20 protein-coding genes are annotated in these 23,539 nt (G+C 54.8%); 10 read left to right on the plus strand and 10 right to left on the minus strand.

Going from position 1 to position 23,539, the window contains the following annotated elements; translation table 11 throughout:
- Positions 1 to 179: 179 nt before the first annotated feature.
- The 6 genes from SH410x_RS25450 to SH410x_RS25475 all read left to right on the plus strand — a co-directional run bounded on the left by SH410x_RS25450 (position 180) and on the right by SH410x_RS25475 (position 4,312).
- On the plus strand, positions 180 to 650 hold the full coding sequence (locus tag SH410x_RS25450; RefSeq protein ID WP_473671969.1) for a hypothetical protein: 471 nt from the start codon (positions 180 to 182) through the stop codon (positions 648 to 650).
- Positions 651 to 880: 230 nt separating this feature from the next.
- Positions 881 to 1,585: a hypothetical protein gene (locus SH410x_RS25455; protein WP_473671971.1), complete on the plus strand. Its 705-nt coding sequence runs from the start codon at positions 881 to 883 to the stop codon at positions 1,583 to 1,585.
- 173 nt (positions 1,586 to 1,758) lie between these two features.
- The gene (locus tag SH410x_RS25460) at positions 1,759 to 2,190 is read left to right on the plus strand and encodes an SMI1/KNR4 family protein (protein WP_473671973.1); all 432 of its coding nucleotides are present in this window, start codon (positions 1,759 to 1,761) and stop codon (positions 2,188 to 2,190) included.
- Positions 2,191 to 2,349: 159 nt separating this feature from the next.
- Positions 2,350 to 2,781, plus strand: coding sequence for a hypothetical protein (locus tag SH410x_RS25465; RefSeq protein ID WP_473671975.1), 432 nt, complete (start codon positions 2,350 to 2,352; stop codon positions 2,779 to 2,781).
- A gap of 569 nt (positions 2,782 to 3,350) precedes the next feature.
- Positions 3,351 to 3,650: a hypothetical protein gene (locus SH410x_RS25470; protein WP_473671958.1), complete on the plus strand. Its 300-nt coding sequence runs from the start codon at positions 3,351 to 3,353 to the stop codon at positions 3,648 to 3,650.
- Positions 3,651 to 3,823: 173 nt separating this feature from the next.
- Positions 3,824 to 4,312, plus strand: coding sequence for an SMI1/KNR4 family protein (locus SH410x_RS25475; RefSeq protein WP_473671977.1), 489 nt, complete (start codon positions 3,824 to 3,826; stop codon positions 4,310 to 4,312).
- Positions 4,313 to 4,647: 335 nt separating this feature from the next.
- On the opposite strand, the gene SH410x_RS25480 is transcribed toward SH410x_RS25475, so the two are convergent.
- The 5 genes from SH410x_RS25480 to SH410x_RS25500 form a co-directional block, all read right to left on the minus strand.
- Complete coding sequence (locus tag SH410x_RS25480) at positions 4,648 to 5,925, minus strand: tyrosine-type recombinase/integrase (RefSeq protein ID WP_473671979.1); 1,278 nt, start codon at positions 5,923 to 5,925, stop codon at positions 4,648 to 4,650.
- Between the two features lie 14 nt (positions 5,926 to 5,939).
- Positions 5,940 to 6,305: a helix-turn-helix domain-containing protein gene (locus tag SH410x_RS25485; protein WP_473671981.1), complete on the minus strand. Its 366-nt coding sequence runs from the start codon at positions 6,303 to 6,305 to the stop codon at positions 5,940 to 5,942.
- Between the two features lie 49 nt (positions 6,306 to 6,354).
- Positions 6,355 to 7,359 (minus strand): hypothetical protein, encoded by a 1,005-nt coding sequence (locus SH410x_RS25490; RefSeq protein WP_473671983.1) that lies wholly within the window; start codon positions 7,357 to 7,359, stop codon positions 6,355 to 6,357.
- 499 nt (positions 7,360 to 7,858) lie between these two features.
- A complete protein-coding gene (locus tag SH410x_RS25495; RefSeq protein ID WP_473671985.1) occupies positions 7,859 to 8,134 on the minus strand; it encodes a hypothetical protein in 276 nt (91 codons plus the stop codon).
- A 55-nt stretch (positions 8,135 to 8,189) separates the two neighbouring features.
- Positions 8,190 to 8,522 carry a four-helix bundle copper-binding protein gene (locus SH410x_RS25500; protein WP_473671987.1) on the minus strand — a complete coding sequence of 111 codons (333 nt, stop codon included), beginning with the start codon at positions 8,520 to 8,522 and terminating at the stop codon, positions 8,190 to 8,192.
- 121 nt (positions 8,523 to 8,643) lie between these two features.
- On the opposite strand from SH410x_RS25500, the gene SH410x_RS25505 reads away from it, so the two are divergent.
- The 4 genes from SH410x_RS25505 (at position 8,644) to SH410x_RS25520 (ending at position 14,885) form a co-directional block, all read left to right on the plus strand.
- Entirely contained in the window at positions 8,644 to 11,127 is a 2,484-nt protein-coding gene (locus tag SH410x_RS25505) for a heavy metal translocating P-type ATPase (RefSeq protein ID WP_473671989.1), read from the plus strand.
- A 147-nt stretch (positions 11,128 to 11,274) separates the two neighbouring features.
- Entirely contained in the window at positions 11,275 to 12,711 is a 1,437-nt protein-coding gene (locus SH410x_RS25510) for a TolC family protein (RefSeq protein ID WP_473671991.1), read from the plus strand.
- 115 nt (positions 12,712 to 12,826) lie between these two features.
- Complete coding sequence (locus SH410x_RS25515; protein ID WP_473671993.1) at positions 12,827 to 14,359, plus strand: copper oxidase; 1,533 nt, start codon at positions 12,827 to 12,829, stop codon at positions 14,357 to 14,359.
- A 238-nt stretch (positions 14,360 to 14,597) separates the two neighbouring features.
- Positions 14,598 to 14,885: a metal-sensitive transcriptional regulator gene (locus SH410x_RS25520; protein ID WP_473671994.1), complete on the plus strand. Its 288-nt coding sequence runs from the start codon at positions 14,598 to 14,600 to the stop codon at positions 14,883 to 14,885.
- Positions 14,886 to 15,369: 484 nt separating this feature from the next.
- On the opposite strand, the gene SH410x_RS25525 is transcribed toward SH410x_RS25520, so the two are convergent.
- The 5 genes from SH410x_RS25525 to SH410x_RS25545 form a co-directional block, all read right to left on the minus strand.
- Positions 15,370 to 15,660, minus strand: a complete 291-nt coding sequence (locus SH410x_RS25525) for a hypothetical protein (protein ID WP_473671996.1) — start codon at positions 15,658 to 15,660, stop codon at positions 15,370 to 15,372.
- 178 nt (positions 15,661 to 15,838) lie between these two features.
- Positions 15,839 to 16,993 (minus strand): hypothetical protein, encoded by a 1,155-nt coding sequence (locus tag SH410x_RS25530; protein ID WP_473671998.1) that lies wholly within the window; start codon positions 16,991 to 16,993, stop codon positions 15,839 to 15,841.
- A 108-nt stretch (positions 16,994 to 17,101) separates the two neighbouring features.
- Positions 17,102 to 20,701, minus strand: a complete 3,600-nt coding sequence (locus SH410x_RS25535) for an efflux RND transporter permease subunit (RefSeq protein ID WP_473672000.1) — start codon at positions 20,699 to 20,701, stop codon at positions 17,102 to 17,104.
- Positions 20,694 to 21,200 carry a four helix bundle protein gene (locus SH410x_RS25540; protein ID WP_473672002.1) on the minus strand — a complete coding sequence of 169 codons (507 nt, stop codon included), beginning with the start codon at positions 21,198 to 21,200 and terminating at the stop codon, positions 20,694 to 20,696. Before SH410x_RS25540 ends, SH410x_RS25535 begins: the two co-directional genes overlap by 8 nt.
- Complete coding sequence (locus tag SH410x_RS25545; protein ID WP_473672004.1) at positions 21,197 to 23,383, minus strand: heavy metal-binding domain-containing protein; 2,187 nt, start codon at positions 23,381 to 23,383, stop codon at positions 21,197 to 21,199. Before SH410x_RS25545 ends, SH410x_RS25540 begins: the two co-directional genes overlap by 4 nt.
- Positions 23,384 to 23,539: the final 156 nt, after the last annotated feature.

The following is a 23,539-nucleotide window of genomic DNA, read 5'->3' on the forward strand; positions in this document are numbered from 1 at the left end:
GTCTTGGCACTTCAACGCATCGTCTAACATGGTTTTGCCGCAGAGGCCCTACGGGCACGCCTAAGTTGGTAATTCACCTTCCCCCGGCGTATCATTAGCTGTTCGCAATTCCACGCCGCTCGCTTCGGTCACCACCGGCGTCGGCAAAACCTCCCGTTGTACGCCCCAGTCACTCGTTGATGCAGCCATCACCTCCATTTGACGACGCTGTTTCGACGTTTCGCGACTTCCTCCGATCGCAGAACGTGTCGGACACTCTGCGCTGGATTTGGCGTGACTCTATCATCTCGCGCCGCGGTGTTGGCTCCCGCTATCTGGCGACTCGGCCTATCTACATCGACCAATCACAGCTCGCCGCCGAATCCGACATCCGCGACTACTACCAAACTGGCGTTGACCGCAATCTTGGGATTCGACTCGCCGTATTCTGTGTCGCCAACGACGATCCATACTGCTACATCGAACTTCCTGAGGACGAGGCTCATGCCTCGAACATGATGATGTCGTCCCTCAAATGCTCAATTCCCGATCCACCACCAAACGGCACGCTCATTTGGTTTGCGCTTTTCGCGCGGTTTATGCGTGTATTCAATCGCATGCCCGAATCGTCTTGGGCCAACGAATGTGTCCCGCCAAAACCCAGCGAGTAGGGGCGTACAACATGGTTTTTACGCAAGGCCGCGGCTTCGTCGTTGGAACATCGTTTGGTTTGCTATGGCCTTCGCTTCGGTGACGTGTTTTGGTTTTTCCGTGCCGCGGACACCGCCTCTTTGGCAACGTGGTTTCTTTTTGGTAAACTGTTTGGTGTTGCGACGCTTTTTGACTTCAGAGAGAAGCGGTGTCGTAAAAACCTTCCGTTAGTGGCCACTAGCGTTCCCTGATGCAAACCGACCTTTCCGCAATTGAATCCGCTCTGGCTGAACATCGCGTCAACTTGGATGCATGGCTGGACACCGCATACGACCAACCACACGCTGACCGTGAGTACTCCGGCGAGCTTGATTGCTCCTACGACCTTTGGGGCCACATTGAATCTACCGTCGGCGTCGTTTTCGACTCCGAACTCACCCAACAGCTATCACCGGACGCACTCGATTCCGTACTCTTCTTCGCGTCACGCAACGAAGAAATCGGCTGTGTCATTGCGTGGTTGGGGCGTATCGGCCCGTTTTCCCACGCTGGAAATCTCACACTTTCAGATTTCACGTTTCTCTGTGAAACCTCACTCTCCCGACACGAGGATTACGTCGACTACGAACTCGTCAACTGCTTCCACAAACTCTCTGACCTAACGACCGCACAATTCGACATCGTTCTTCGATTTTTTCGCCGCGACTATGCTTACACAAAGCGATGCGCCATCGACGTTCTCGCCACAAAGGGTTTCGTCGGTATTCCTGACCTTGCTCGCGACTTGTGGGCGCACGACGACTGCGAATACACGAAACTTAGTGCCTTAACCGCCCTTAAACATTCATCTTCGGACGATTCGTTGTTTCGTGACCTGCTTGTGGACTTCAAGACGCAGTTTCCTGTCGACGAATGCAAATACCGCGTCAAAAATGTCGCATACCTTGAATCTTAGCCGACCGTCTTTCACAGGCCACCGTGGCCACTAACATGGTTTTTACGCTGAGGCCCTTCGGGCACACCTTCCGCGTTTGGACACGCGGGCTGGCATTGGTACAATAATTCGCAATTCAGACATCGTTCGCTTTGTTTAGGGCGGTGTCGTAAAAACCTTCCGTTATGTGACCTATGTCTATCGGTGCTATCATTGCCTCCAGCCTGTCGCGTTGGGTTTTCGCCAACACTGGCGCAACCGACGACGACATCCGTGCGCTCACCGGTGCTACATCGTTCTCCCTTCCGCCCGCATATCTCGATCTGCTTCGCGCGGTCAACGGCGGTGAGGCCGATATCCCTGATTTGGACGGCGACGACGGCAGTTACCTCGATCTATGGGCGGCCGCGGACGTTGTTCAATTCAACACGGACTACATGCTGCCCCAATTCGCTCCATCTTTCTTCGCGTTCGGGTCCAACGGTGGTGGCGAGCTTTTCACGTTCGATTCTCGCCGCAACGACGACGCCGTGTTCATGGTTCCCTCAATTGGCATGTCCGACGACACCTCACTGCCCTTCGCGGATTCGGTTGACGCTTTCGCCCGGCGCATAGCGGCTACGTAGCTCGCCGGTCACATAACATGGTTTTTACGCAAAGCCGCGGCTTCGTCCTTGGAGAGTCTTTTGGCTTGCCGCGTCGTCTGCTTCGTTGACGCGTTTTGGTTTGCCACGCCGCGGACACCGCCTCTTTGGCAACGTGGCTTCTTTTTGGTAAACTGATTGGTGTTGCGACGCTTTTTGACTTCGGTTAGAAGCGGTGTCGTAAAAACCTTCCGTTATGCGGCCTACGCTCGATTGAAATCCGACCCATACCGCAGCCCAGCCGTAACACCCGACGACAACGTCGTCCCCTCCGTCCCGGAACGTGGTTCGCGTTTCATCCGCTTCACGCTCTACGCACACCTGTCCGTCGTCGTGCTGACTGCGATTGCATTGGCTCACGACTCCGCAACGTGGGTGTGGTCTGATTGGTGGGAACCGATCCTCAAAGTCCTTCTCATGATCGGACTGCTCGGGTTCATCGCTTGCCCTATTTTGCTGATCGTCGCGGTATTGCGTTCCTCTCTCTCGCCCGCTCGACGGTTGGTGGTTCTCTGTGTTGGCGGCGCGATAGCGTTCGCCCACTTCGTTGCTCTCCTCCCCGGCGTCCAGTAGTTGCCGGCCGCATAACATGGTTTTTACGCTAGGCCTTCGGCACACCTTCGCTTGTTTGGCAACGGGCGTTGGCATTGGTACAATCTTTCGTGATTCAAACTCCACCACTTCGTTTAGGGCGGTGTCGTAAAAACCTTCCGTTAGACGATGCTGGGGTTTGGTTGCGCGGACGAGCTGGTTGACGTGGAGCATCGAATCACGGGCTTGAGTATCAACCGCTTTGGCGGCGTCGTGGGACTCACGACGAGGCCCCCCTTGCGCAGATCGGTGCTCTGACCATCCGTGTAAATCCGTGCCGATCCGTGGCTTAAAACGTGTCCGATGTCGTGCCACGAATCCACACCGATTTGCGCGGTCGGCTTGCACGTCTTTCGCGAGTGGATACTGTCTTGGCACTTCAACGCATCGTCTAACATGGTTTTGCCGCAGAGGCCCTACGGGCACGCCTAAGTTGGTAATTCACCTTCCCCCGGCGTATCATTAGCTGTTCGCAATTCCACGCCGCTCGCTTCGGTCACCACCGGCGTCGGCAAAACCTCCCGTTGTCGGACCCTAGTCGGTTGCATCCGATGCCAAACTGGCTGCCACGCCGAATTCGTTTGCGAACTTTGTTCGTCTTGGTCGCAATTGCTGCCGTTCTGATGGCATACGCCGGACGCTACGTTCAACTACGACAACGCTCTTACGCCGAGAGCGTCGAGCATGGCATGGTCGGGATACTCTACACGCCTTCCGCCGACGTATTCCGGACTCAAGACTTGTCGCTACACTATCGGCGTTGCGTGATCTTCGCGCCCGCCAACTGGGTTGACCAAACATTCTTTGGCGGTGATGGCCCGATACGTTGCATCATGTTTTCGCTCGAATAGCGATTTGCGCAGTTCAGCCGGGGCGGACAACATGGTTTTTACGCTAGGCCTGCGGCACACCTTCCCTGTTTGGCGACGCGGGCTGGCCTTGGTACACTTTCCCATAGTTCAGGCATCGTTCGCTTCGTTTACGGCGGTGTCGTAAAAACCTTCCGTTAGCGGACATAAACTAAATGGAGTTCGACGCTTTTCGCCAGTTCGTTGAATCCAACGCCGACTGGTTTCGCGGGCGTCTTCCCGAATCCGATTGCACATTGGCGCAATACGAAGCTGACCTCGAATGCCGCTTCCCACCTTCAATCAAGTGGTTGCTCACGACCTACGGCTACTGGCACGCAACGGGCATTCCCAACCTTTCTGAATCGGTTGCCCTTACTCTCGAACTGCGGCATTCAATCTCTCTTCCGCACCATTTTGTGATCCTCAACGACATGGGTGATGGCGGCGTCGTTGTGCTCGATACTTCTTCGCGTACGCTTGGAGATGAATTCGCAATCCATGACGTTGATGCCGCAGAACTGCACAATCTCAATTCGCGCCCCTTCACTCCTGATATCGTGCACGAATCGTTTGGCCTTTACGTCAAATCCGTCTTGGAAACGGAGCGGTCAATCATCGACCCGCCAAATGTTGTGTACGATCCGGATGCTTATGGTGATTGATGCGTCTTCTCCGCTCCCATGTCCGCTAACATGGTTTTTACGCAAGGCCGCGGCTTCGTCGGTGGAGCATCGCTTGGCGTGCAGATTCGTTCGCTTCGTTGTCACGTTTTGATTTGCCACGCCGCGGACACCGCCTCTTTGGCAACGCGGTTTCTTTTTGGTAAACTATTCTGTGTTGCGACGCTTGTTGGCTTCGGTGAGAAGCGGTGTCGTAAAAACCTTCCGGTGGGATTTGGTGTTTGTTTTTGTGCGTGTTTTGCGGGGTCAAATGCGTGGTCGGAGCTGGCACATTCTTGATTGTGACAGGAGTGTGACAAATCGCTCGCCGTTGCTGCCTATGTTTCGTCTGTGTCAGGTGCTTTCGAGTCGCCAGCCTCCGGTTCATCGGGGTTCAAAAGTGTGTCGTCGGTACAGCCCTCGGACACGTCCAAAAGTGGTTCGAGTTTTTCAATGTTGCGCAGGGAGGCTTCGTCGTTGCGGTGGAAGTATCGCTTTGACATTGAGTCGGTACGATGGCCCATCCACTCCATCACTGACTGCTGAGCGATGTTGTTGGCGGCGCAGTTGGAGTTGAAGAAGTGGCGAAACGAGTGTGCAGTGATTTTTTGAAATTGGGCGTGCGGGAAGCGGCTTTTGAGGGGTTGCAGCGCGTGCGTCCGCAGGTGATTTGCGAAGGTGTCACACCGAAGTTTGCCACCCCGTGGTCCGTGCATGAGTTGGTCATCATTGCTGTCTCGGCTTAGCCCGTCGAGGATTTCCGCAACAAAGCTATTGATCGGAACCTTGCGGCTGTACTTGGACTTGGTCTTCTTCGTTCCTTGTCCGGATTCGTGTCTGACATGGAGAAACCCCTTGCCAATTGGTTTGTCTGACTGGATACGTTCGACATCATCATAAGTCATTTGAACCAGTTCGCCAAACCGCAGGCCGGTGTGGCTGAGGATTGCCACTGTGTCATACAGCCATTTCTCTGCGGGCAAGTTTCTCAACGTCTCCAAGATCGTTCTCAGTTCCTCGGTCGATGGACAGTATCGGGTCGGTTCACCGGAGCGATGAATCGGATAGTCTAGAGCATGCCTCGGATCGAGTCGCTTTTTGCGAATGAGATAGCGATGAACTTGACAGAATAGCGTTAGCTCAGTCGCCACCGAACTTTCGGTGCAATCGATGGATCTCCAGTTAGCATACTCGTCGAGAAAGTCCTCATTGATTTGTTCCCAATACCGAACATGTCTAGTTGCGATGAAGCGTTCGATTGCTTTGAGACCGCGTTCATAACGACTCTGCGTGCTAACTGCGATTCCCTTTGAGGCCTTCGGGCGTTTCATATGTTCGCGGAATACCACAAACCCGGTTTCGATCGGCAATCCAAAGCCTGTGCTTTGCTCGAGCAGCCGCGGTTCAGCCAGGCCGAGCTTGACCGCAATGTGCAGGTCCAAATCGTGAGTGAGTTTCTTGGCCTCTTCAAAGTCTCGCGTACCGAGACTGTGTCGCTTCAAATCTACATCGTTGCTTCGTCCATCTGCTTGGTAGACTCCATTGCGTGCTGTGAGCAGCCAGGTGAAAAATCGCCCGTCGACTCGGTAGGATTGGTTTCTCTTCTTCTTGCCCATGAGGTCCTCCTATATTATTTGCCACGCAACCAATTTGGGCGTCGGCGTGGCTCTGGTTTTTGACTTGGAAAACTGGCTTTGCCGCGTTTGGCTTTCGGGCTGCCAACGGGTACAATTGCTAGACGTTCTAGCGCGTCGGCGGGCACCAGGATTTTGGTGTTCTCGCCACCGGGCTGAATCGATGGAATGTGGCCGGCCTTAATTCGGCGGCGCACGGTCGATTCCGAAAGCGGGCAACTTTGGATAAATTGCCGCAAGGTCAGGTAGTCGTGCGCAGATTGTGGATCGTCCACGTTGGGGTCTCCGTGAGTGTGGGCTAACAGTTCACGGATTTTGCACTGGCACAGCGGTATGTCGAAGTGGAAATGAATGTCGCTCATTTCCACTATTTCTTAGGCGGCAATTCGAAGCCACGAAAGCAATCGACGTTTATCTCTCGCTCAGGCGACGGTCAAGCTGGGTGTCCAACTCACTACGATCGGACTTGATCATGTCAGTACTAACATCAAAAAAGGATGCGAACAAACTGTCCAAAACGCCCACTTTCCGAGCGAGCGGCCCCGGGTAACGCTGGGTAAGGATTCGCCAGTAGTGCTGGAGTGCGAATCGACGACGGTATGTGTCGAGCCGTTTTTTTGATCGCGAAGAGGAGGAGATCAAGTCTTTCCACGACTCAAGATGGGGTGCATGGACACTTCGACGTGCCGCTTCCAGAGATCGGTTTAGGATCCCGCTTCCATCGATTGGGAAAATGTCGGGAATTACTGGATTGACCGTTCCTGGCAGGGAAGCGAGATTGTAAACCGTGGTTGCTGTCAGCTGTGGAGACAGACAAACGGGCAAGTCGTGTGTCGCGAGAGACTGCAGCCTCCACTTTTCGTAGAACTCTTGGTATCGCTGCATGACAGCAGCCTGCTCAGCAGTTGCAGGAGGTAGTGCTTCTCCTCCAAGAATTGCTGGCACAGGCGCAGGTAGCTTGGACGATTCGATATCCTCTTGCGCGACCAATTGATCCAAGTCGGACCAGAACGCGGTCTGGCTCACGAGCCATCCGCAGTAGGCTTGAGAATATCGAAAATAGTGTGGCAATGTGTCGCCAAGTTCTTCGAGTACTTTTTTGGAATCTTTGGCCCCGGCCGCTTGGAGAACTTCAATGGTAAGAGCGGGACTACGGTCAATCAGATACGGGTATTGAACCGCCACACCACCTCGAAGAGCCGCGGCGCCTCGCTGGTCGGCAAGTTCGGCGATCTCACGTTCATCTGCGACCGCTACTTTGCCGATGATTTGCGCAAGCTGCTGGTCAACGAGTTCGACCAGCGGCATCGGCAATGGATAAAACAGATGACCACTCAGTTGCAGACGTTGGGACAGTGCATCCGGAAAATCCGGATGCCGTCGAACGTCTCCCTGGGTTTGGGCTGCAATTCGCATTTCAAGGTTCCACGAGTTCTGGATCGAGTGTGCCAACACGAACTTATCCATACACCAATGGCCACGCAAACCCTTCAACGACCCTTGTTCGTTTTTTTGCAGAGCGGAGGTGGCACCGACAGTCGCAGGCGGAGCCAATTGTGCTAGGCGATTGGTTGGACCTCTGAGAGCTAAGTGGTCTCTCAAGTAATGATGACACCGATTCGACCGAAATTCGGGTGCGTTTCCATCCATGAATCACGAGGCGATCTTTGTCAATCGGGCATCACCACCCAGGCCAGTTTTTGCTTCCAATTTAGCAAAATCGCCGTCAAAAAGGCTCTCGCCCCCGGGAAAATCGCGTTTTTACCCCGCAAAACACGTGAAAACGACATCAACGAGTCGTCCGCGCCGACATCTGCGGGCGCGCATGAATCGTTGATTTTGTTGTCATCCGTGCACCTACGCAACCGCTGTTCCTCACGCGATAGATCGGTGGCTGCCAGCAACGCCATCGAGCCTAAGACGATTCCGCGTCATCCGCCGGTGGCGTATCACTTTCCGGTGAGTTCTGCTTGCTCTCACCTTCGAGCATGCGCGACTCCGCTACTTTCTGCAACTCCGTCAATGTCTGGGGATAGTCGCCAGCCAGATAGCGGACGCCGCGCGCTTTAACCAAAAGGACCCTCAGATAGAAGACCGAGAGAACCAGGATTAAAACGTTCTTCCCGTGGACCTCGTCGATCTGTTTGAAGTCCATGGCCAGTGAATCCATTTCTCGCTGCAAACGAGCCATGTCAATAGACGACAGCCCGCTGACCTCCCATGAGGCAGCCTTGTCAAGATTCTGTTTAACTGGCCATTGCTGAACAGCTTTCGTGGCACTTGCGGCAGCACTGGACGCACTTGTCCATGTCGCCCACCTTTTCGCAACTGTCAGCACATGCCTTGCAGATTTCCGCACACGCTTTGCAGTAATGAGCGTGGTGATCGCTGTTTCGGCTCATGAAGTCGATGCAGGCGGCGCAGGCCGCCGCACAATCGAGCATGAGCTTGACGTGTTGCTGCTCGACGTGTGCACCGCCTTCGGCAAGGCAGTGGTTTGTCAACATTTCGTTGAGGGTGGTTTGGCATTCTTGGCAGTTTTTCAAGCAGTTTTGCATAGAGGCGGTTTGGCTTTCCATCTGTTTTTCCTGTGAATTGTGGTGAACGATTGGCGAAGTTGCCGTGTTCTTTGGAATGCAACTTGCATACCATTACGGGGTATAATGCAGCCTGACAAATTGACACCTGAGGAATTCCCCGATGGACCATGCTCAACACGATCACACTTTGCCCGTTACCGATTGGCCTTCGAAGGTGGCCCCGGTATGCGGGATGACCGTACCCGCTGACAGTCCGCGTTCTGCGGATTTCGAGGGGAAGAGTTACGCCTTCTGCAGCGATGGTTGTCTGAAGAAATTTGAAGCTGATCCCAAAGGTGTGTTGGCGGCCAGGAGGAAGAAAGAGGGGGAGCAGAAAGAAGTGGAAAGGGCGAGACAGGGAGAAGGGGAGCATTCGTGTTGCGGTGGATCGTCGAACACGGAGAACGTTAGTCGCTCAAGCTGCTGCTCTCCCGCCTCCCAGTCCCCCAACTCCCAGTCCCCCAACTCCCCCTCTCCCGACTCCCAGTCTGTTTACACCTGCCCCATGCACCCTGAGATCGAACAGCTTGGTCCCGGTGACTGCCCGATTTGCGGGATGGACTTGGAGCCGAAGTTCGTCGATATGACTGATGACGGTGATGACAAGCAGTACACCGACATGAAGCGACGTTTTTGGGTAGGCGTGGCATTGTCGGTTCCGCTGCTCATCATCGCGATGGGGCCGATGGTGGGACTGAATGTCGCGGATTGGATGAGCAATTCCGCGAATGGATGGTTGCAGTTGGCGCTTGCGACGCCGGTGGTGTTTTGGTGCGGTTGGCCGCTGCTGGTGCGGGGCGCAAAATCGTTTCGCACCATGAACCTCAATATGTTTTCTTTGATTGCCGTGGGAACGCTGGCTGCGTATCTGTTCAGCTTCGTTGTTGTCTTGTTGCCAGGTGTGATCCCCGAAGCGTTCTTTGAACATGGTGTTCCGCCGCTGTACTTCGAGGCTGCCGCGGTGATCATCACGCTGGTCTTGCTCGGTCAGGTACTGGAACTGAGAGCACGCGAACAAACCGGCGGAGCGATTCGGGAGTTGATGCAGCTCGCGCCCGAGACGGCACACCGAATCACCGACGACGGCGAGGAAGTGGTGTCGCTCGATGCGGTTCACAAAGGTGATCACTTGCGAGTTCGGCCTGGCGAAAAAGTGCCAGTAGATGGACGCATACTCAGTGGATCCAGCAGCGTCGATGAGTCGATGCTCACCGGCGAGCCGATCCCGGTCAAAAAGTCGGAAGGCGATGATGTCACTGGCGGAACGCTGAATCAAACCGGCGCACTGGTGATGGAAGCGGTTGGTGTGGGCGGTGATACCGTGCTCAGTCGTATCGTGCAGATGGTTGCTGACGCGCAGCGAAGCCGGGCTCCGATTCAAAAGTTGGCCGATGTGGTTGCTCGGTATTTTGTTCCGACGGTGATCGCATGCTCGACTGCCGCGTTCTTCGGCTGGGCCGTTTTTGGGCCTGAACCACGACTCGCTCATGCGTTTGTCGCAGGAGTTGCAGTGCTGATCATTGCGTGCCCGTGTGCGTTGGGATTGGCGACACCGATGTCAGTCATGGTTGGCGTCGGGCGTGGAGCAACGGAAGGCGTGCTGATCAAGAACGCCGAAGTGCTGGAGGTGATGGAGAAGGTTGACACCATTGTGGTGGACAAGACCGGAACCCTGACGCAGGGCCGGCCGGAATTGACGGCCATCGAAGTTTTCGGTGACTCTCAGGAGGCGGATGTCCTGAAACTCGCCGCTGCGGTGGAGGCACAGAGCGAGCATCCATTGGCTCAAGCCATCGTGCGACGTGCGAAACACGACAATCTCAATATTTCCGAAGCGACAAATTTCGATAGCATCACGGGCGGTGGCGTTCACGCATCCGTGGATGGTCGCGATGTCATGATTGGGAAGGCCGCATTGTTAACCGATCGGAGAGTGGACGGCGTGGAGGCAGGACGCGAGCGAGCAGATACACATCAGTCCGAAGGTGCAACGGTCGTATTCGTTGCAGTCGACGGAGCGTTGGCCGCCATCATGGCGATCACCGATCCGATCAAAGAGTCTACACCCGCCGCACTGCAAACACTTCACGATCTGGGCCTGCGCGTCGTGATGTTGACGGGAGATGCGGAGCCCACCGCCAAGGCTGTCTCAGCGAAGTTAGGAATCGATGAATTTCACGCGGGCGTCTCGCCTGAAGAAAAGCATGACTTTGTGCGAGAGCTGAAAAAAAGTGGCAAGACGGTCGCAATGTGTGGTGACGGAATCAACGACGCACCGGCGCTGGCGGAGGCCGATGTCGGAATCGCAATGGGTACGGGAACCGGTGTCGCGATTGAATCGGCAGGGGTAACGCTCGTCGGTGGCGATCTGCGTGGCGTGGCGGCAGCGGCGAATCTGAGCCGCAAGACAATGAGCAACATTCGGCAAAATCTGTTCTTTGCATTCGTCTACAACGCGTTGGGGGTCCCTGTCGCGGCGGGACTCTTGTATCCATTCTTCGGTGTGCTGCTGAGTCCGATGATCGCTGCTGCGGCGATGAGCTTCAGCAGTGTGTCCGTAATCGCCAACGCGTTACGATTGAGAGCGGCAAAACTGACCAGCTAGGATAGATTGCCCAGCCCGTACAACCGGAGCTGCGATACGGAGCGAGTCCATTCCGAGTCGAGTTCAATGTACCCCAACAGGGTATCGGTCCGAAAAGACTTCTGCGGCGAGATTGCCGATTCCAAGTCTGAGCAGGGGCGAACAACTATGAAACGACAATTCTCACGATCAAGCGTGCTGGGGACAATTGCATTGGTAGCCTGCGCATCGCAAGTTACGGCTCAAGACGGTTCATTTCGCCAAAACGCGGTGGGTGGGGTCGCCGCTCGTCACGTGTTGCCCAGCAGCGACTTGCCGCCGCTTCCCGAGATGCCGTCGGGCTTCATCGACGCCGATCTTGCCTTTGCCGAGTCCGATCCTCAAACGATGTCGAGTTACACGCTCGACGGACTGCTCAGCATGGCGGCAGCCAATAATCCCACGATTCGGCAGGCACGATTGCAAATTGGCGGCGAAACCGCGAAAGCTTTGCAGGCAGGCTTGTATCCGAATCCCGTTTTGATGTACGTGGGTGAGAAAATCAACAGTGATGGAACAGCCGGTGAATTCCAAGGGTTTGAAATTCAACAGCGGTTCGTTACCGCGCACAAACTGCAGCTCAGCCGCCTGAAGTACCGGCAACGCGCACGCGTCTCGGAGCACTTGGCCATCGCGCAACAGTATCGCGTCAGCAACGACATCCAGCGACATTTCTATCAGACGCTCGCCGCCATGGAGCGAGTGAATCTGCAGTCGGAGCTGCTTAAAACCGCTGAGGATGGCAGCGTCACGTCACGTGAATTATACAATCAAGGTCAAACGAATCTGCCGGGTATCCACCGCTCGAACGTCGAATTGCAACAACGGCGACTCGATCTGCTCAACACCCAGAATGAGTTCGCTGAATCGTTTCGGCAATTGACATCGGTCGTCGGCTGCACCATGCCGATCGGACGAATCGAGGGTAGCCTGCGACCTGAAGAAGCAATGCCACCATTTGAAACCGTGTACGCCGCCTTGGTGGAGGACAGTCCAGAAGTTCTCGCGGCCAAAGCAAAACTCGTTGCCGATCAAACGACGCTACAGCGAGAATCGGTACAGTGGGTTCCCGACGTCGTGGTCACCGGCGGACCTGGATACAATTTCACCAACAACGATCCAGTTTACAACGCCGCCGTGCGGCTCGAATTGCCCATCTATGATCGAAACCAGGGTACGGTCCTGCAGGCCCGGCGTGATTTGCAACGTCAGCAGGCGGAAATTCGTCGCGTCGAATTGCAACTGCGTGAACGACTAGCGATGGCATATCGCATGTATGCGACCGCCTTGCAACATGCCACGGAGTACGATCGCGTGATCATTCCACAGCGACAGCATGCCTATCGAGAGCTGTTGGAAGGCTACCAAGACAATCGCGTCGATTGGCCTGATGTCTTGCACGCACAACGCGAGTACTTTGCAGCTCGCTTACAGCAGATTGATCAGTTCCGTGACGTCCGAATTCAGGAGGTGATGATCGATGGCTTCCTGCTCGAAGGCGGACTGATGGCCGCCAAGGGACCAACGCCTCCTGGCCACATCGATGCCGTTGCGAAACCAAGGTAGAAGAAGGAGGGGGGAGACACGGAAGTGCTAAAAACGGATTCTCTCTCTCAGACCTTTAGCTTCCAACTTGCACCTTTTGTCCGCCACCACCAACATTCTCGCAAAGATTAAGAAAATGTCATCAACTGAAGACCGTCGCAAATTCTTAAAGCTCGGGTCGCTCGCTGCGGCTGGCGGATTGGCCAGTGGACTACTGGCCGACAATACCAAGGCCCAGAAGCCGATGGACGTGGAAATGGAGGATATGCCGATGAAGAAAGGGCATACACAGCATTCCAACCATCCTGAACCGAAAGTGCCTGCGGATTCGGATGTGAAAGCCGAATACGATGGGTTCTCACGATTCAAGCCTTCGCGTGGCAACGATCCTGACAGCGACTACTACCTCGGCAAATTGATGCCGGGATTTCGCAGTGCCGCTGCGGGACCAGCCCCCTTCGAAGCGCCTGACTTAAAAAAACTGGCTTGGAAAATGGTGCGAGGCGCGAAGGAGTTTCATTTGGTCCCGATGGCGGTCGAGCGGGAATTCTTGCCCGGCTACACGATGAATGTCTATGGCTATAACGGCAGCATGCCCGGGCCGACGATTGAAGTCACACAAGGCGATCGCGTTCGCATCATTGTTACCAATGAGTTGCCTGAACAAACGACAGTGCATTGGCACGGATTCGAATTGCCGGTTCAGTACGACGGCAGCGAAACGCTGACTCAGAATCCAATCGAGCCGGGAGAGTCATTCGTCTACGAATTTGATGTTCACGAGGAAGGGACGTTCTTCTATCACTCGCACGTGCCAATGCAGGAAGCGTTTGGCAGCGTCGGATGGTTCATCGTCCATCCAAAGAAGGTATTTGATCCGCCGGTCGATCGCGACTTCGGGCTGATCTTTCAAAACTTTTTTATTGATAGCAATCAAACCATCGCCGATAGTTGGCGGATGGATTGGAATTGGCATACGATCAACGGACGTAGCGGTCCATACACAACGCCACTGGTCGTCAAGCATGGAGAACGAGTGCGCGTTCGCATCATGGATTTCTCACCCATGCAACATCACCCCGTTCACATGCACGGCCACACGTTTTGGTTGACGGGACATGAAGGCGCGCGCATTCCGAAATCGGCTTGGATACCTCGCAATACGGAATTGATTGGAATCGCTCAAGCAACCGACTTTGAGTTCATCGCCAATAATCCCGGCGACTGGATGTTTCATTGCCACATGGTCCATCACATGATGAACCACATGACTCGTCAAGTCGGTCCGCGAATCCGTCAGAATGCTTCCGTGGAGAGTTACCTCGCCAACATCACGAACCGGCCTCCCGTCGACGCGGCGCGAACCGATCCGGGTTTCGCGACACCGGGATACCCGCAAGAAATGAAGTCGATGAATATGTCCGATTCGATGATAGAAGCGATCTGGAATCGTCGCGAAGTCAAGGGCATGCGTGCAATGTGGCCGATGTCAGTCATGGGGCTGATGACAACGCTGAGAGTCTTGCCGGACGATCTATACCACCGTGTGATGGAAACGGACGAAGAGATTCCCAAAGGCAGCGTATTCGAGGAAATTGTCAATCGTTTCGGCAATCCCACTGACTACGAACCCGGGAAAATGAACATGATGAGCGGGATGAAGATGTAGCACAGACAGGGGCGAGTGGTTGCTATCTCGCTCACATCTCTTCTTTGATGCCTTTCCGGATCAACCACTGTCTTACCCGATATCGATCCTCAGGTGGGCCAAGCGTTCGATCGGGAACGTGGAGTTGGGCATTTTCAGCGTCTAGTGACGCCTTTTGCGGTAAGTTACACTGGCGGCTCGCCCCGGATAATTTGCGATCCCATTTCCGCGTTAGTTCTCGATATTTCCCTATATTCCCATGCTTGACGACAACGAGAAGAAAAAACTGAGTCACCGATTGGCTCGGGTTGTTGGACAAGTCGAAGCGGTTCGCCGCATGATTGACGAGGACAAGTACTGCGTCGATGTCCTGATGCAACTTTCGGCGGCGACGGGAGCACTCGGGAAGGTCGGGCAGATCGTTTTGGAAAATCATCTCAAAACATGTGTTGCCAAAGCGATGGAGGATGGTAAATCCGCTGATCGCGATCAAAAGTTGGAAGAGCTCGTTGCGTTGTTTCGAAAGTATGCGAGCATTGTCGATTGACGTGCCACTCGCACGAGAAAGATGGAAGCGATCGTCGAGTAACAATCGAATTGTGCCCCTGCATCATTCTTCCCACTCTCCACTGGTATAGGTGTATCAGACATTCAAAGATCGCTGGTATCAGTTACCGATCAGTCGCCAATTTGCTAATCCTTGGAAATTCAATTTTGCTGGGCTTGCTCGTCATTTTTTTTCTGTTGACTATCGAGTGCGAACCGCCCGGCGACTGCATGAAAAGCAGACTGCGCTGACAGAAGAAGCGAAGACGATGTACGAATCGCTTTTAGCAGTAGAGCATCACGGAGCTGAGGCCGTGCAAGATTTAGTCGACAACGTCTGTGCTCGCATGAACTCGAAGGATTCTCCCGGCCATCACATTGCGGCGCAGTGGAACGATCGTTTCTTTCAAGCACGATCACACGGTCACGATTCCGCTGAGATGTTCTCCGGATACTCACGTCATCGATGCGTGGAAAAACACGTATCAGTTGCAGCAGCCATTTGAGCAACTTCCACCCGATCCACCACTTGGCGGTGCCGTTTTTGGAGCGGTGTAGCTTGCCGCTGGTAGTGTGCTCGGCTGATAGTTGCTGTTGAAGTCAACGGCAGTGTCGTACTGAATGTTGGACGCAGATTGAGCAATATAGCTATCCATCGATGACACGTCTTCGTTTTTCGCGAACCATGGTAAACGAACTGCTGTGCAGCCTGTGGTAGCGACCAAGAAGCCAGCAGCGACCAGAAGTATTGCGATATGTTTGATGTTCGTATTCATTTTGACAATCCATGTCGTTACAGAGTAAAAAGGCGAGGACGGCGTGACTTTCAACCGCGAACATGCCGCGATTTCCAGGGACACCGCCCCCGCGTTGCTTCAGTTGGAAGACAAGGAGTATTCGTCGAAGTCACCCTCCGTGTCTCCCCCTCTCCTGTCTCCCCTCTCACTTTCGTTCCTAGCGAAGCATCGGTGCGTCGACTCCCTGTTCGGCGAGGACCGCCAACCATTTTTGAGGTTCCGCTGCAATCTTCTTTGCGCATCCGGGACAGCAGATGTAGATCGCCTTGCCCGCAGCATGCACTTTGTACGGTCCGCCCATTGCATCGAGCGGTTCATCCATCACAGGGCACTTCTTCTGGGCAGCAATGAAGGGGGCATCGGCTGCCGATACTTTGAAAATTCCTTCACGCACTTGCTCAGTTCCTGCTGACACACTTCCATTTTCGTGGGTACCCGCTTTCCTACTCGCATCCCCATAAACCATCGCCAGATACTTTGCGGGTTCGGCTTCCAATTTCTTGATGCAGCCCTTGCAGCATAAGTAGATGGGTTTGTCGCCAACGGTCACCTTGATCGGAGTGCCCATGCCTCCGAGCGGCTCGTCCATCACGGGGCAGACCTTTTGACGAGCGATCGCGTCGGCATCGGCGGCCGTTGCGGTCGCGACCGTGATCTGCGGCCGCCCGGCAGCATATTTGGCGGGATCCGACTTAACGGCGTTGACACAGCCAGCACAACAAACGAATACACGCTGGCCATTGACGTCCACGGCAACGGGATCGCCCATGCTGCCGAGCGGTTTACCACTGACCGGGCAAATCTTCTGGCGAGCGATGGCAGCGGACGCCAGCTGAAGATCGCTGGCGGGCACCGTAGCGACTTCGTTCAGTGTCAATGCTTGGCCACGAACAGCGTCAATGCCAACCAATTGAATATCAATTTCGATTTGACGTCCAGCAATCTGGGAAAGGTTGACAGGTGCGGTCAAGCCATCTTTGCCGTCAGGCAGCAGGTCGTAGCGATAGCGTTTCGCATTGCCTTCCACACGAAGTGACGCAGCACCACGTCCACGATCGACCTTCACCGGTTGGCCGTTGAGGTCAAAGACGAACATCTGGATGCCCGCTTGAGACACTACGGTTTCGAGCTGGACGGATCCAGATTGCTTGAGCGAGCCGCCGTGTGGGCCAGTCGCCGAGCGACTCACCTGAGCAGTTGCCGTTTGTCTGGGCATCGCATGGGCATGACCGGCGTGATTATGCTGTGCACTGGCGGTCGACACAGAAGTGACTGCGATCAGTGCGGCAGAAAGTAAGATTTTGCGTTTCATAATTGAGACTCCGTTAAAGTTTCACGACCAATCCATTCGGTCGCCCGTTTCGTTAGTTTTGGTTTAGATGCTCGATCCGATTCGTTTCTTCACGAGCTTTTCAAAAAATCATGCTGCTTTCATCAATTCCTCCTCGGGCATGTCCTCAGTCCCGTCCCAAAGTTCATCCTTCATACCGAATCGCATTTTCATTTCCAAATAGGCCGAATAGAGTGTGGGCACGATGAACGACGTGAATGGCTCGGCAAGCATGCCACCAAACACGGGGATCGCCATCGCGCGGGCAACGTCGGCACCACGACCGGTGGCAAGTAAAACAGGAATCAACGCCGCGAGTGTCGTCACCGTCGTCATCATGCAGGGACGAATTCGCTTTAAACCGGCTTCATAGACGGTGTCTCGTATGTCCTGCACGCTCTTGATCCGGCGTTTCTGCAGAAGTTGATGGATGTACGTTGCCATCACGACGCCATCATCGACAGCCAAACCGAACAACGCGATGAAGCCGACCCAGACCGCGGTATTGAGTTCGACGTGCATCCAGGCGACCAAAATCATGCCACCTGCGAAGGCGACCGGAATCCCAGTGAACACCGCCATCGCGATGGGCAAGTTTCGGAACTCAAAGTAGATCAAGAGCAGATTGATCAGAATCACCACCGGGATGATCCACATCAGCCGCAGATTGGCTTCAATCTGGTTTCGAAAACTGCCAACCGGTTCGAGGGAATAGCCAGTCGGCAGTTTCAAATGATCCGGATTAAATGTCGGCAACGACTGTGCTGAACGCAACTGTGCCTCGATTGCTTCGACCGACTCCAGGTCGCCCATCGCACCATTGGTCATGAAGGCAACATGAGCAACCAAGCGACCATTCTCGCTGTTGATCGCCCCCGGACCCCAGGTGGTTTCTAACTTTGCAAGTTCTTCGAGGGGAACCACCGCGTCGCTGTTTGTGACGACAGGCAGCCGGTTCAATTGATCAATTCGCTCTCTCAGGTCGCGATTGTATCGCAGTCGAACCGGGTAACGCTCCCGGCCTTCCACGGTTTTAATCAGGTTCATCCCGCCGAGAGCGGTTTCGATCACTTGGTTCACCATCGAGGCGCTCATGCCGTAGCGCGACGCGGCGTCTCGATCGACCGTGAATTCGATATACGGTTTCCCCAGGACGATGTCTGGGTTGACGGTGCCGGCATTCACTAAAGGTGACTTCTTCAAGGTCGCTGCGACATCCATGGCCGCCGTTGCCAGTTCGCTTAAGTCGTCGCCGTAAATACGAATCGCCATCGATGCTTTGATTCCGGATTGCAGCATCACGACGCGGCCTTCAATCGGCTGCAATGCCGATGCCGGGGTGACACCTGGTAGCGTTGCGACGCGGTTGATCTCGTCCCAAATGTCTCGCGACGTCACGCCTTCACGCCACTCGCTTTCAGGTTTCAACATCACGTAGGTTTCCACCATCGCCGCCGGAGCAGGATCCAGCGCAGAATCAACGCGGCCGATCTTGCCGAGCACGTCTTTGACCTCGGGAATCTGCCCGATCAAAACGTCTTGCGTCTGCAACACCTGCATCGCTTGTGAGAAACTGGCGGCCGGATACAGGGTCGGCATGTAGAACCAACTCCCTTCGTCGAGGGCAATCCAATCATCGCTCTGCAATCCGGTAAAGACATGTTTGGCATCGACGTAGCCAGGGAAATCATTCAGTTCCGCACCGAAGACGCGGGCCACACGCTCGACGGGTTGCAATATTGTCGGCATTCCAAAAAAAGCACCGACGCCGATAAATAGCAGGATTACCGGAAACGACAGAGCAAACGCTTTGTGATTCAGAGCGTGTTTCAATCGTGCTGCGTAAACCCAGTGTACGAAGCGACTTGAAGGGATCTCTTCGATTGGCCGGATGCGTTCACGAAACAGTTGCCAACCGAAGACAAATGCTAAACATCCAGCCGCAGCAGTAATGATCCAGGTGTCGACACCGAGGTAGGCCGCCAAATCATCGCCCCACATGAAGTGAGATGTCGCGGCCAACAAGCCAGCAAACGAAATCCCCGCAGCCAGTGCCGTCCGCTTTCGATAGTTCGCGCTCTTTAGCAATAGCCGACTAAGGGCGGGCACAATCGTGACCGCTGTAATCATCGCAGCAGCAATCGCAAACGTTTTGGTATACGCCAGCGGCGAGAACAGCCGGTAGTCCCGTCCGGTCAGGAAGAACACGGGAAGGAAGCTAACAATGGTTGTCGCCACCGCAGTAACGACGGCAGGGGCTACTTCGATCGTTGCTTCATAAACGACGTCGCTCCGTGAACGAGAGGGGGAGTCAGGGAGACAAGGAGACACGGAGCTATCACTCGCCTTGTCTCCCTGTCTTCCTCCCTCCGTGTCTCCTCGTCTCCCCCTCTCGATGTCCCCTACTTCCCTCTCCCAGTCGGCCAGATGCTGATAGATGTTTTCCGAAACGATGATCCCCATATCGACCATGGTGCCGATTGCGATTGCGATGCCAGCCAACGACATGATGTTGGATCCGACACCCACGACGTGCATGGCGATGAACGAGATTAACACGGCGGCAGGCAAGCAAATCGCGACCACGAAGCTGCTGCGGATGTGCATTAAGAAAAGTAGAATGATGATCGCAGTGATGATGATCTCATCACGCAGAGCGTGGGTGAGCGTCGCCATCGTCTCGTCGATCAAGCCGCTGCGGTCATAGACGCCGTGGATTTGCACACCTTCGAGCGCCGGCGTGATTGCAGCGATCTTTTCCTTGACCCGATCAATCACGACGCGAGGATTCTCGCCGTATCGCATCACGACCACGCCGCCAACCGCTTCGGATCCGTTGTAATCGAGAGCACCGCGTCTGAAGTCGGGACCAAGTTGGACTCTGGCGACGTCACGGACGCGAACAGGAACTCCGCCGCGCTGCATGATCACGGTGTCTTCGATATCGGAAATCGCTTTCTCTTTATTTCCGTCGGTACCCAAGAAACCTTTGCCGCGGACGATGAATTCCATGCCAGTCGTCTCGACCGTCTTAGCGCCCACGTCAACGTTCGACCCCTGGATTGCCATCGCAAGTTTATCGAGCGAGATGTTATGGAACCGCAGTTTGTCTGGATCCACTTCAATCTGGTATTGGCGAACGTAGCCGCCGATGGACGCCACCTCACTCACACCCTCGACAGCTTGCAATTCGTATTTGACAACGAAGTCTTGCATGCTGCGAAGCTCCGCCAAGCTCATGCCGTCTTTGGGTGGCTGAAGCGTGTAGTAATAGATCTGCCCGAGACCGGTGGCGTCTGGTCCGAGTTCCGGCACGACACCATCGGGCAATTGAGACGCGGCCGAGCCGAGTTGTTCAGAAACGCGACTGCGTGCCCAATAAAAATCAATCTCGTCTTTGAATGTCACCTGGACGAAGCTGTAGCCGAACATACTCTTGCCACGTACCGATTCCGCGCCGGGAACCGCCAGCAAGGACACACTCAATGGGTAGGTGACTTGATCTTCAATATCTTTCGGCGAACGGCCAGGCCACGGCGTCAGCACGATTACCTGGTTCTCACCGACGTTGGGAATCGCGTCGATGGGAACCGCTTTGAAGGCAAAGTAACCACCGACGGACGCGGCAATGGTTAGTAGGACGACTAGCCATGGTTCTTTCACGCAAAAGCGGATGATGAGGTTAAGCATCGCTTCGCTCCGAGTTGGGAGAAGGGGAGTTGGGAGCTAAGAGAAGTTGTTGATCGAGTACTGGGCAATCAATCTCAATAGAATACGTCTCCCTAATCTCCTTCACTCCCACCTCCTTGAAATCAACGCACCACTTCGATGATCCGTGAATCATCGCGACGATCATCCGCAGAATTTCGTCGTAGAACTCGATGGCTTGTTTAGTTGTTTCGGCATCAAGGTAGCCATGGGCGGCGGCGTATTCGATCCAAACCTGTGTTTCGGCGGCCTCTGCCTCAGAAACATTCATCGTGCCGCAAAAGTGTTTCTCGTAACGCCGCTTCCTCCATGCTTCCGCAATGTTGGCACCTACGCTTCGTGAAGACCGTCTCACCTGATCTGTCAGCGAATACATTTCTTCACGAGGAAACGATTTCGACAATTTAAAGATTCGCTTTCCCGCCGCGAAGGACTTCTGATAGACGATTCGATCTCGATGCGTCTTAATTCGCTCACTCATTTCATCACCCCTAACGACCCACCAACGGCGAGCTGTTTCTCCCCACGCCCAGCTCCCAACTCCTCCACGACTTCCCCGCACTCCAGCATTTGATTGCCCCAGTACGGATTGCGAAGCTCAGCGTTGGATTGCATCCAATCTCCACCGCCTCCTGGGACCATCGGGCAATACATGTGGTAGATGCCACCTGCCGTGTGTGGCCCCATTGCAGATATCGTGGCCTTCAACATCGCGTGACTCACGCTTCGGTAGGCAGTGCGAGCGGATTCGAGCGAACCGCCCATGCGACCGGCACCGCGTCGCGCTGCCGCAAACTGTGTCTGGGCGTCGTCGGGAACGTCAGGCAACATCTCTAGCTTGTTTAGTGAATCCAGCAGCGTGTTGAGCGCAACTGGTGGAGGCGTCAAGTCGGCAGCCATCGCACACTGAATCTCGAAGTAGGCGTCGTAGGCTCGGTCGAACTGCTCGCCGGATTCGCCTGCCAACATGGCCGGGTCGCGTGTGGGAAGGTTAAGCGGTCCAGGTGAAAAGCTCGGCGCTCTACTGGGATCCATCAACGATGGATTGCCTGCGAGCTGCATCTGCGAGTCGATGAGGAAATTGCCGTTCGTTGCAACGGTCTCGCCCGCTGCCATCCCCTCGACAATGATCGCATCATGATCATTCATTGCGCCAACGGTAACGCGGCGAATTTCAAACCGTCCCGGTTCGGTTTCAACATAAATAACACCGTATTGCCCCGTCAGTAGCACTGATTCACGTGGTACGGTGACGACACGTTGAGACTCAACGGGTTCGGATGAATAGCCCAGTTGTGACGTCGGGATTAGGTCCATGCCGCAGAGCGGACACTCACCCGGTTCGTCGCGGATGACCTGGGGGTGCATGGGACTAATGTACTTGTCTGCCAAAGCGGGATCGTAGACCATGTCGGTCGGGATGGCGGGGACGCTGATGCGCGCCGTCGCGAAATCTCCGGGACGAAGTTTGCCATCAAAATTCATCACTTCGACTCGTACTCGCACCGTCCGAGTCGTCGGGCTGACAGTTGGATCGATAAACGCGACGCGACCGGTAAATACCTCGCCCGGCATCGACTGAATCTCCGCTTCGACTTGTTGACCGAACCGCACCGATGCGGCATCGTCAGGGAACAGATCCAGCATCATCCAAACGGATGCCAGGTCGGCGATGCGATAAATCTTTTGCCCGGTTTTTACATAGTCGCCCTCGACAGCAGCCTTCTCTAAAACGGTTCCCGTCTGCGGCGACTTGATACGGATACGCGATTGCGGCTTGCGGCTTTTACGCAGATCTTCGATTTGAGCGGTGGTCATTCCGAGTTCATTCAGATTCTCACGAGCCATCGCCTTCATGTCAGGACTGTTAACACTAAAACGCCCCATCGAATTGCTTTCTAGGCTGGTGATATACTCGGTCTGCGCGGAGTAAAGTTTCGGGCTGTAGATGAGTGCGAGGTCATCGCCCTCTTTCACTTCGACACCCACATAATCTGCATACAACTCTTCCAATCGCCCGTCGATATAGGCGGAGATCGTGGACAGTCGGCTTTCGTCGAAGTCGATCGAACCGATGGTGCGAATCGTGCGATTGACTTCGCCCATCTTGCTGGTCGCGGTTTGAATTCCAACCAAGCGACGTGCAGACGATTCAATCGTGACCGAAATGCCGTCGCCGCCACCGCCTCCAGTCGCTTCGACTAGCTCCATCGCGCACACCGGACAACGTCCCGGTTCCGTCGACGGTGGAGTACACATCATGGGACAGATGTAGCGTTTTTCTTCGCCTCCATCCGTAGCGGCAACTGATTCGCCGTCGCCGCCACCGGAAAACCCATTTGCCGTCACCCATTCAGATCGCTGTGCCACACCGATCATCAATAGAATGAGTGCAGCGAGTGCAGTGACAACGACCGCGTTCACACCGACGCGGAGCAGCCATCCGAAACCACCAACGCGCGTCTCGACGACCGGCGAGTCAATCGCGGCCTCTTCATTCGGTTCTGTTTCACTCGCAGATGTCTCAGGCGTCGACTCGTCCTTTGGATTCGCGGTTGCGATAGGCACACCAGCATCAACGTTGATCGCATTGCTCGATAGCGAGGTCGCCGACGTTCCCATCTGATCAGGCTGGATATCTTTGTTGGGGTTATCTTGGTTCATATTCAGATACCACCTTGTCAATTAAAAGGGATTGTGGACTGCTCGAACGAACTAGCTGCGGATATTGCGTGGGAAGAACGGCATACAGAGGTCCCAGGGCTTACGCCGTTGGCTCAGTACGTCCACGCGACTGTAGACTGCGTCATGAAACGCCTG

It is taken from the genome of Rhodopirellula sp. SH410 (assembly GCF_055811895.1).

Excerpts from the sequence above, each read along its gene's own strand:
- SH410x_RS25510 (WP_473671991.1), top strand. The coding sequence starts at position 11,275 with ATGAAACGACAATTCTCACGATCAAGCGTGCTGGGGACAATTGCATTG.
- SH410x_RS25455 (WP_473671971.1), top strand. The coding sequence starts at position 881 with ATGCAAACCGACCTTTCCGCAATTGAATCCGCTCTGGCTGAACATCGC.
- SH410x_RS25460 (WP_473671973.1), top strand. The coding sequence starts at position 1,759 with ATGTCTATCGGTGCTATCATTGCCTCCAGCCTGTCGCGTTGGGTTTTC.
- SH410x_RS25480 (WP_473671979.1), bottom strand. The coding sequence starts at position 5,925 with ATGGGCAAGAAGAAGAGAAACCAATCCTACCGAGTCGACGGGCGATTT.
- SH410x_RS25485 (WP_473671981.1), bottom strand. The coding sequence starts at position 6,305 with ATGAGCGACATTCATTTCCACTTCGACATACCGCTGTGCCAGTGCAAA.
- SH410x_RS25540 (WP_473672002.1), bottom strand. The coding sequence starts at position 21,200 with ATGAGTGAGCGAATTAAGACGCATCGAGATCGAATCGTCTATCAGAAG.
- SH410x_RS25535 (WP_473672000.1), bottom strand. The coding sequence starts at position 20,701 with ATGCTTAACCTCATCATCCGCTTTTGCGTGAAAGAACCATGGCTAGTC.
- SH410x_RS25505 (WP_473671989.1), top strand. The coding sequence starts at position 8,644 with ATGGACCATGCTCAACACGATCACACTTTGCCCGTTACCGATTGGCCT.
- SH410x_RS25490 (WP_473671983.1), bottom strand. The coding sequence starts at position 7,359 with ATGCGAATTGCAGCCCAAACCCAGGGAGACGTTCGACGGCATCCGGAT.
- SH410x_RS25470 (WP_473671958.1), top strand. The coding sequence starts at position 3,351 with ATGCCAAACTGGCTGCCACGCCGAATTCGTTTGCGAACTTTGTTCGTC.
- SH410x_RS25500 (WP_473671987.1), bottom strand. The coding sequence starts at position 8,522 with ATGGAAAGCCAAACCGCCTCTATGCAAAACTGCTTGAAAAACTGCCAA.
- SH410x_RS25450 (WP_473671969.1), top strand. The coding sequence starts at position 180 with ATGCAGCCATCACCTCCATTTGACGACGCTGTTTCGACGTTTCGCGAC.
- SH410x_RS25495 (WP_473671985.1), bottom strand. The coding sequence starts at position 8,134 with ATGGCTCGTTTGCAGCGAGAAATGGATTCACTGGCCATGGACTTCAAA.
- SH410x_RS25520 (WP_473671994.1), top strand. The coding sequence starts at position 14,598 with ATGCTTGACGACAACGAGAAGAAAAAACTGAGTCACCGATTGGCTCGG.
- SH410x_RS25525 (WP_473671996.1), bottom strand. The coding sequence starts at position 15,660 with ATGAATACGAACATCAAACATATCGCAATACTTCTGGTCGCTGCTGGC.
- SH410x_RS25515 (WP_473671993.1), top strand. The coding sequence starts at position 12,827 with ATGTCATCAACTGAAGACCGTCGCAAATTCTTAAAGCTCGGGTCGCTC.
- SH410x_RS25475 (WP_473671977.1), top strand. The coding sequence starts at position 3,824 with ATGGAGTTCGACGCTTTTCGCCAGTTCGTTGAATCCAACGCCGACTGG.
- SH410x_RS25530 (WP_473671998.1), bottom strand. The coding sequence starts at position 16,993 with ATGAAACGCAAAATCTTACTTTCTGCCGCACTGATCGCAGTCACTTCT.
- SH410x_RS25545 (WP_473672004.1), bottom strand. The coding sequence starts at position 23,383 with ATGAACCAAGATAACCCCAACAAAGATATCCAGCCTGATCAGATGGGA.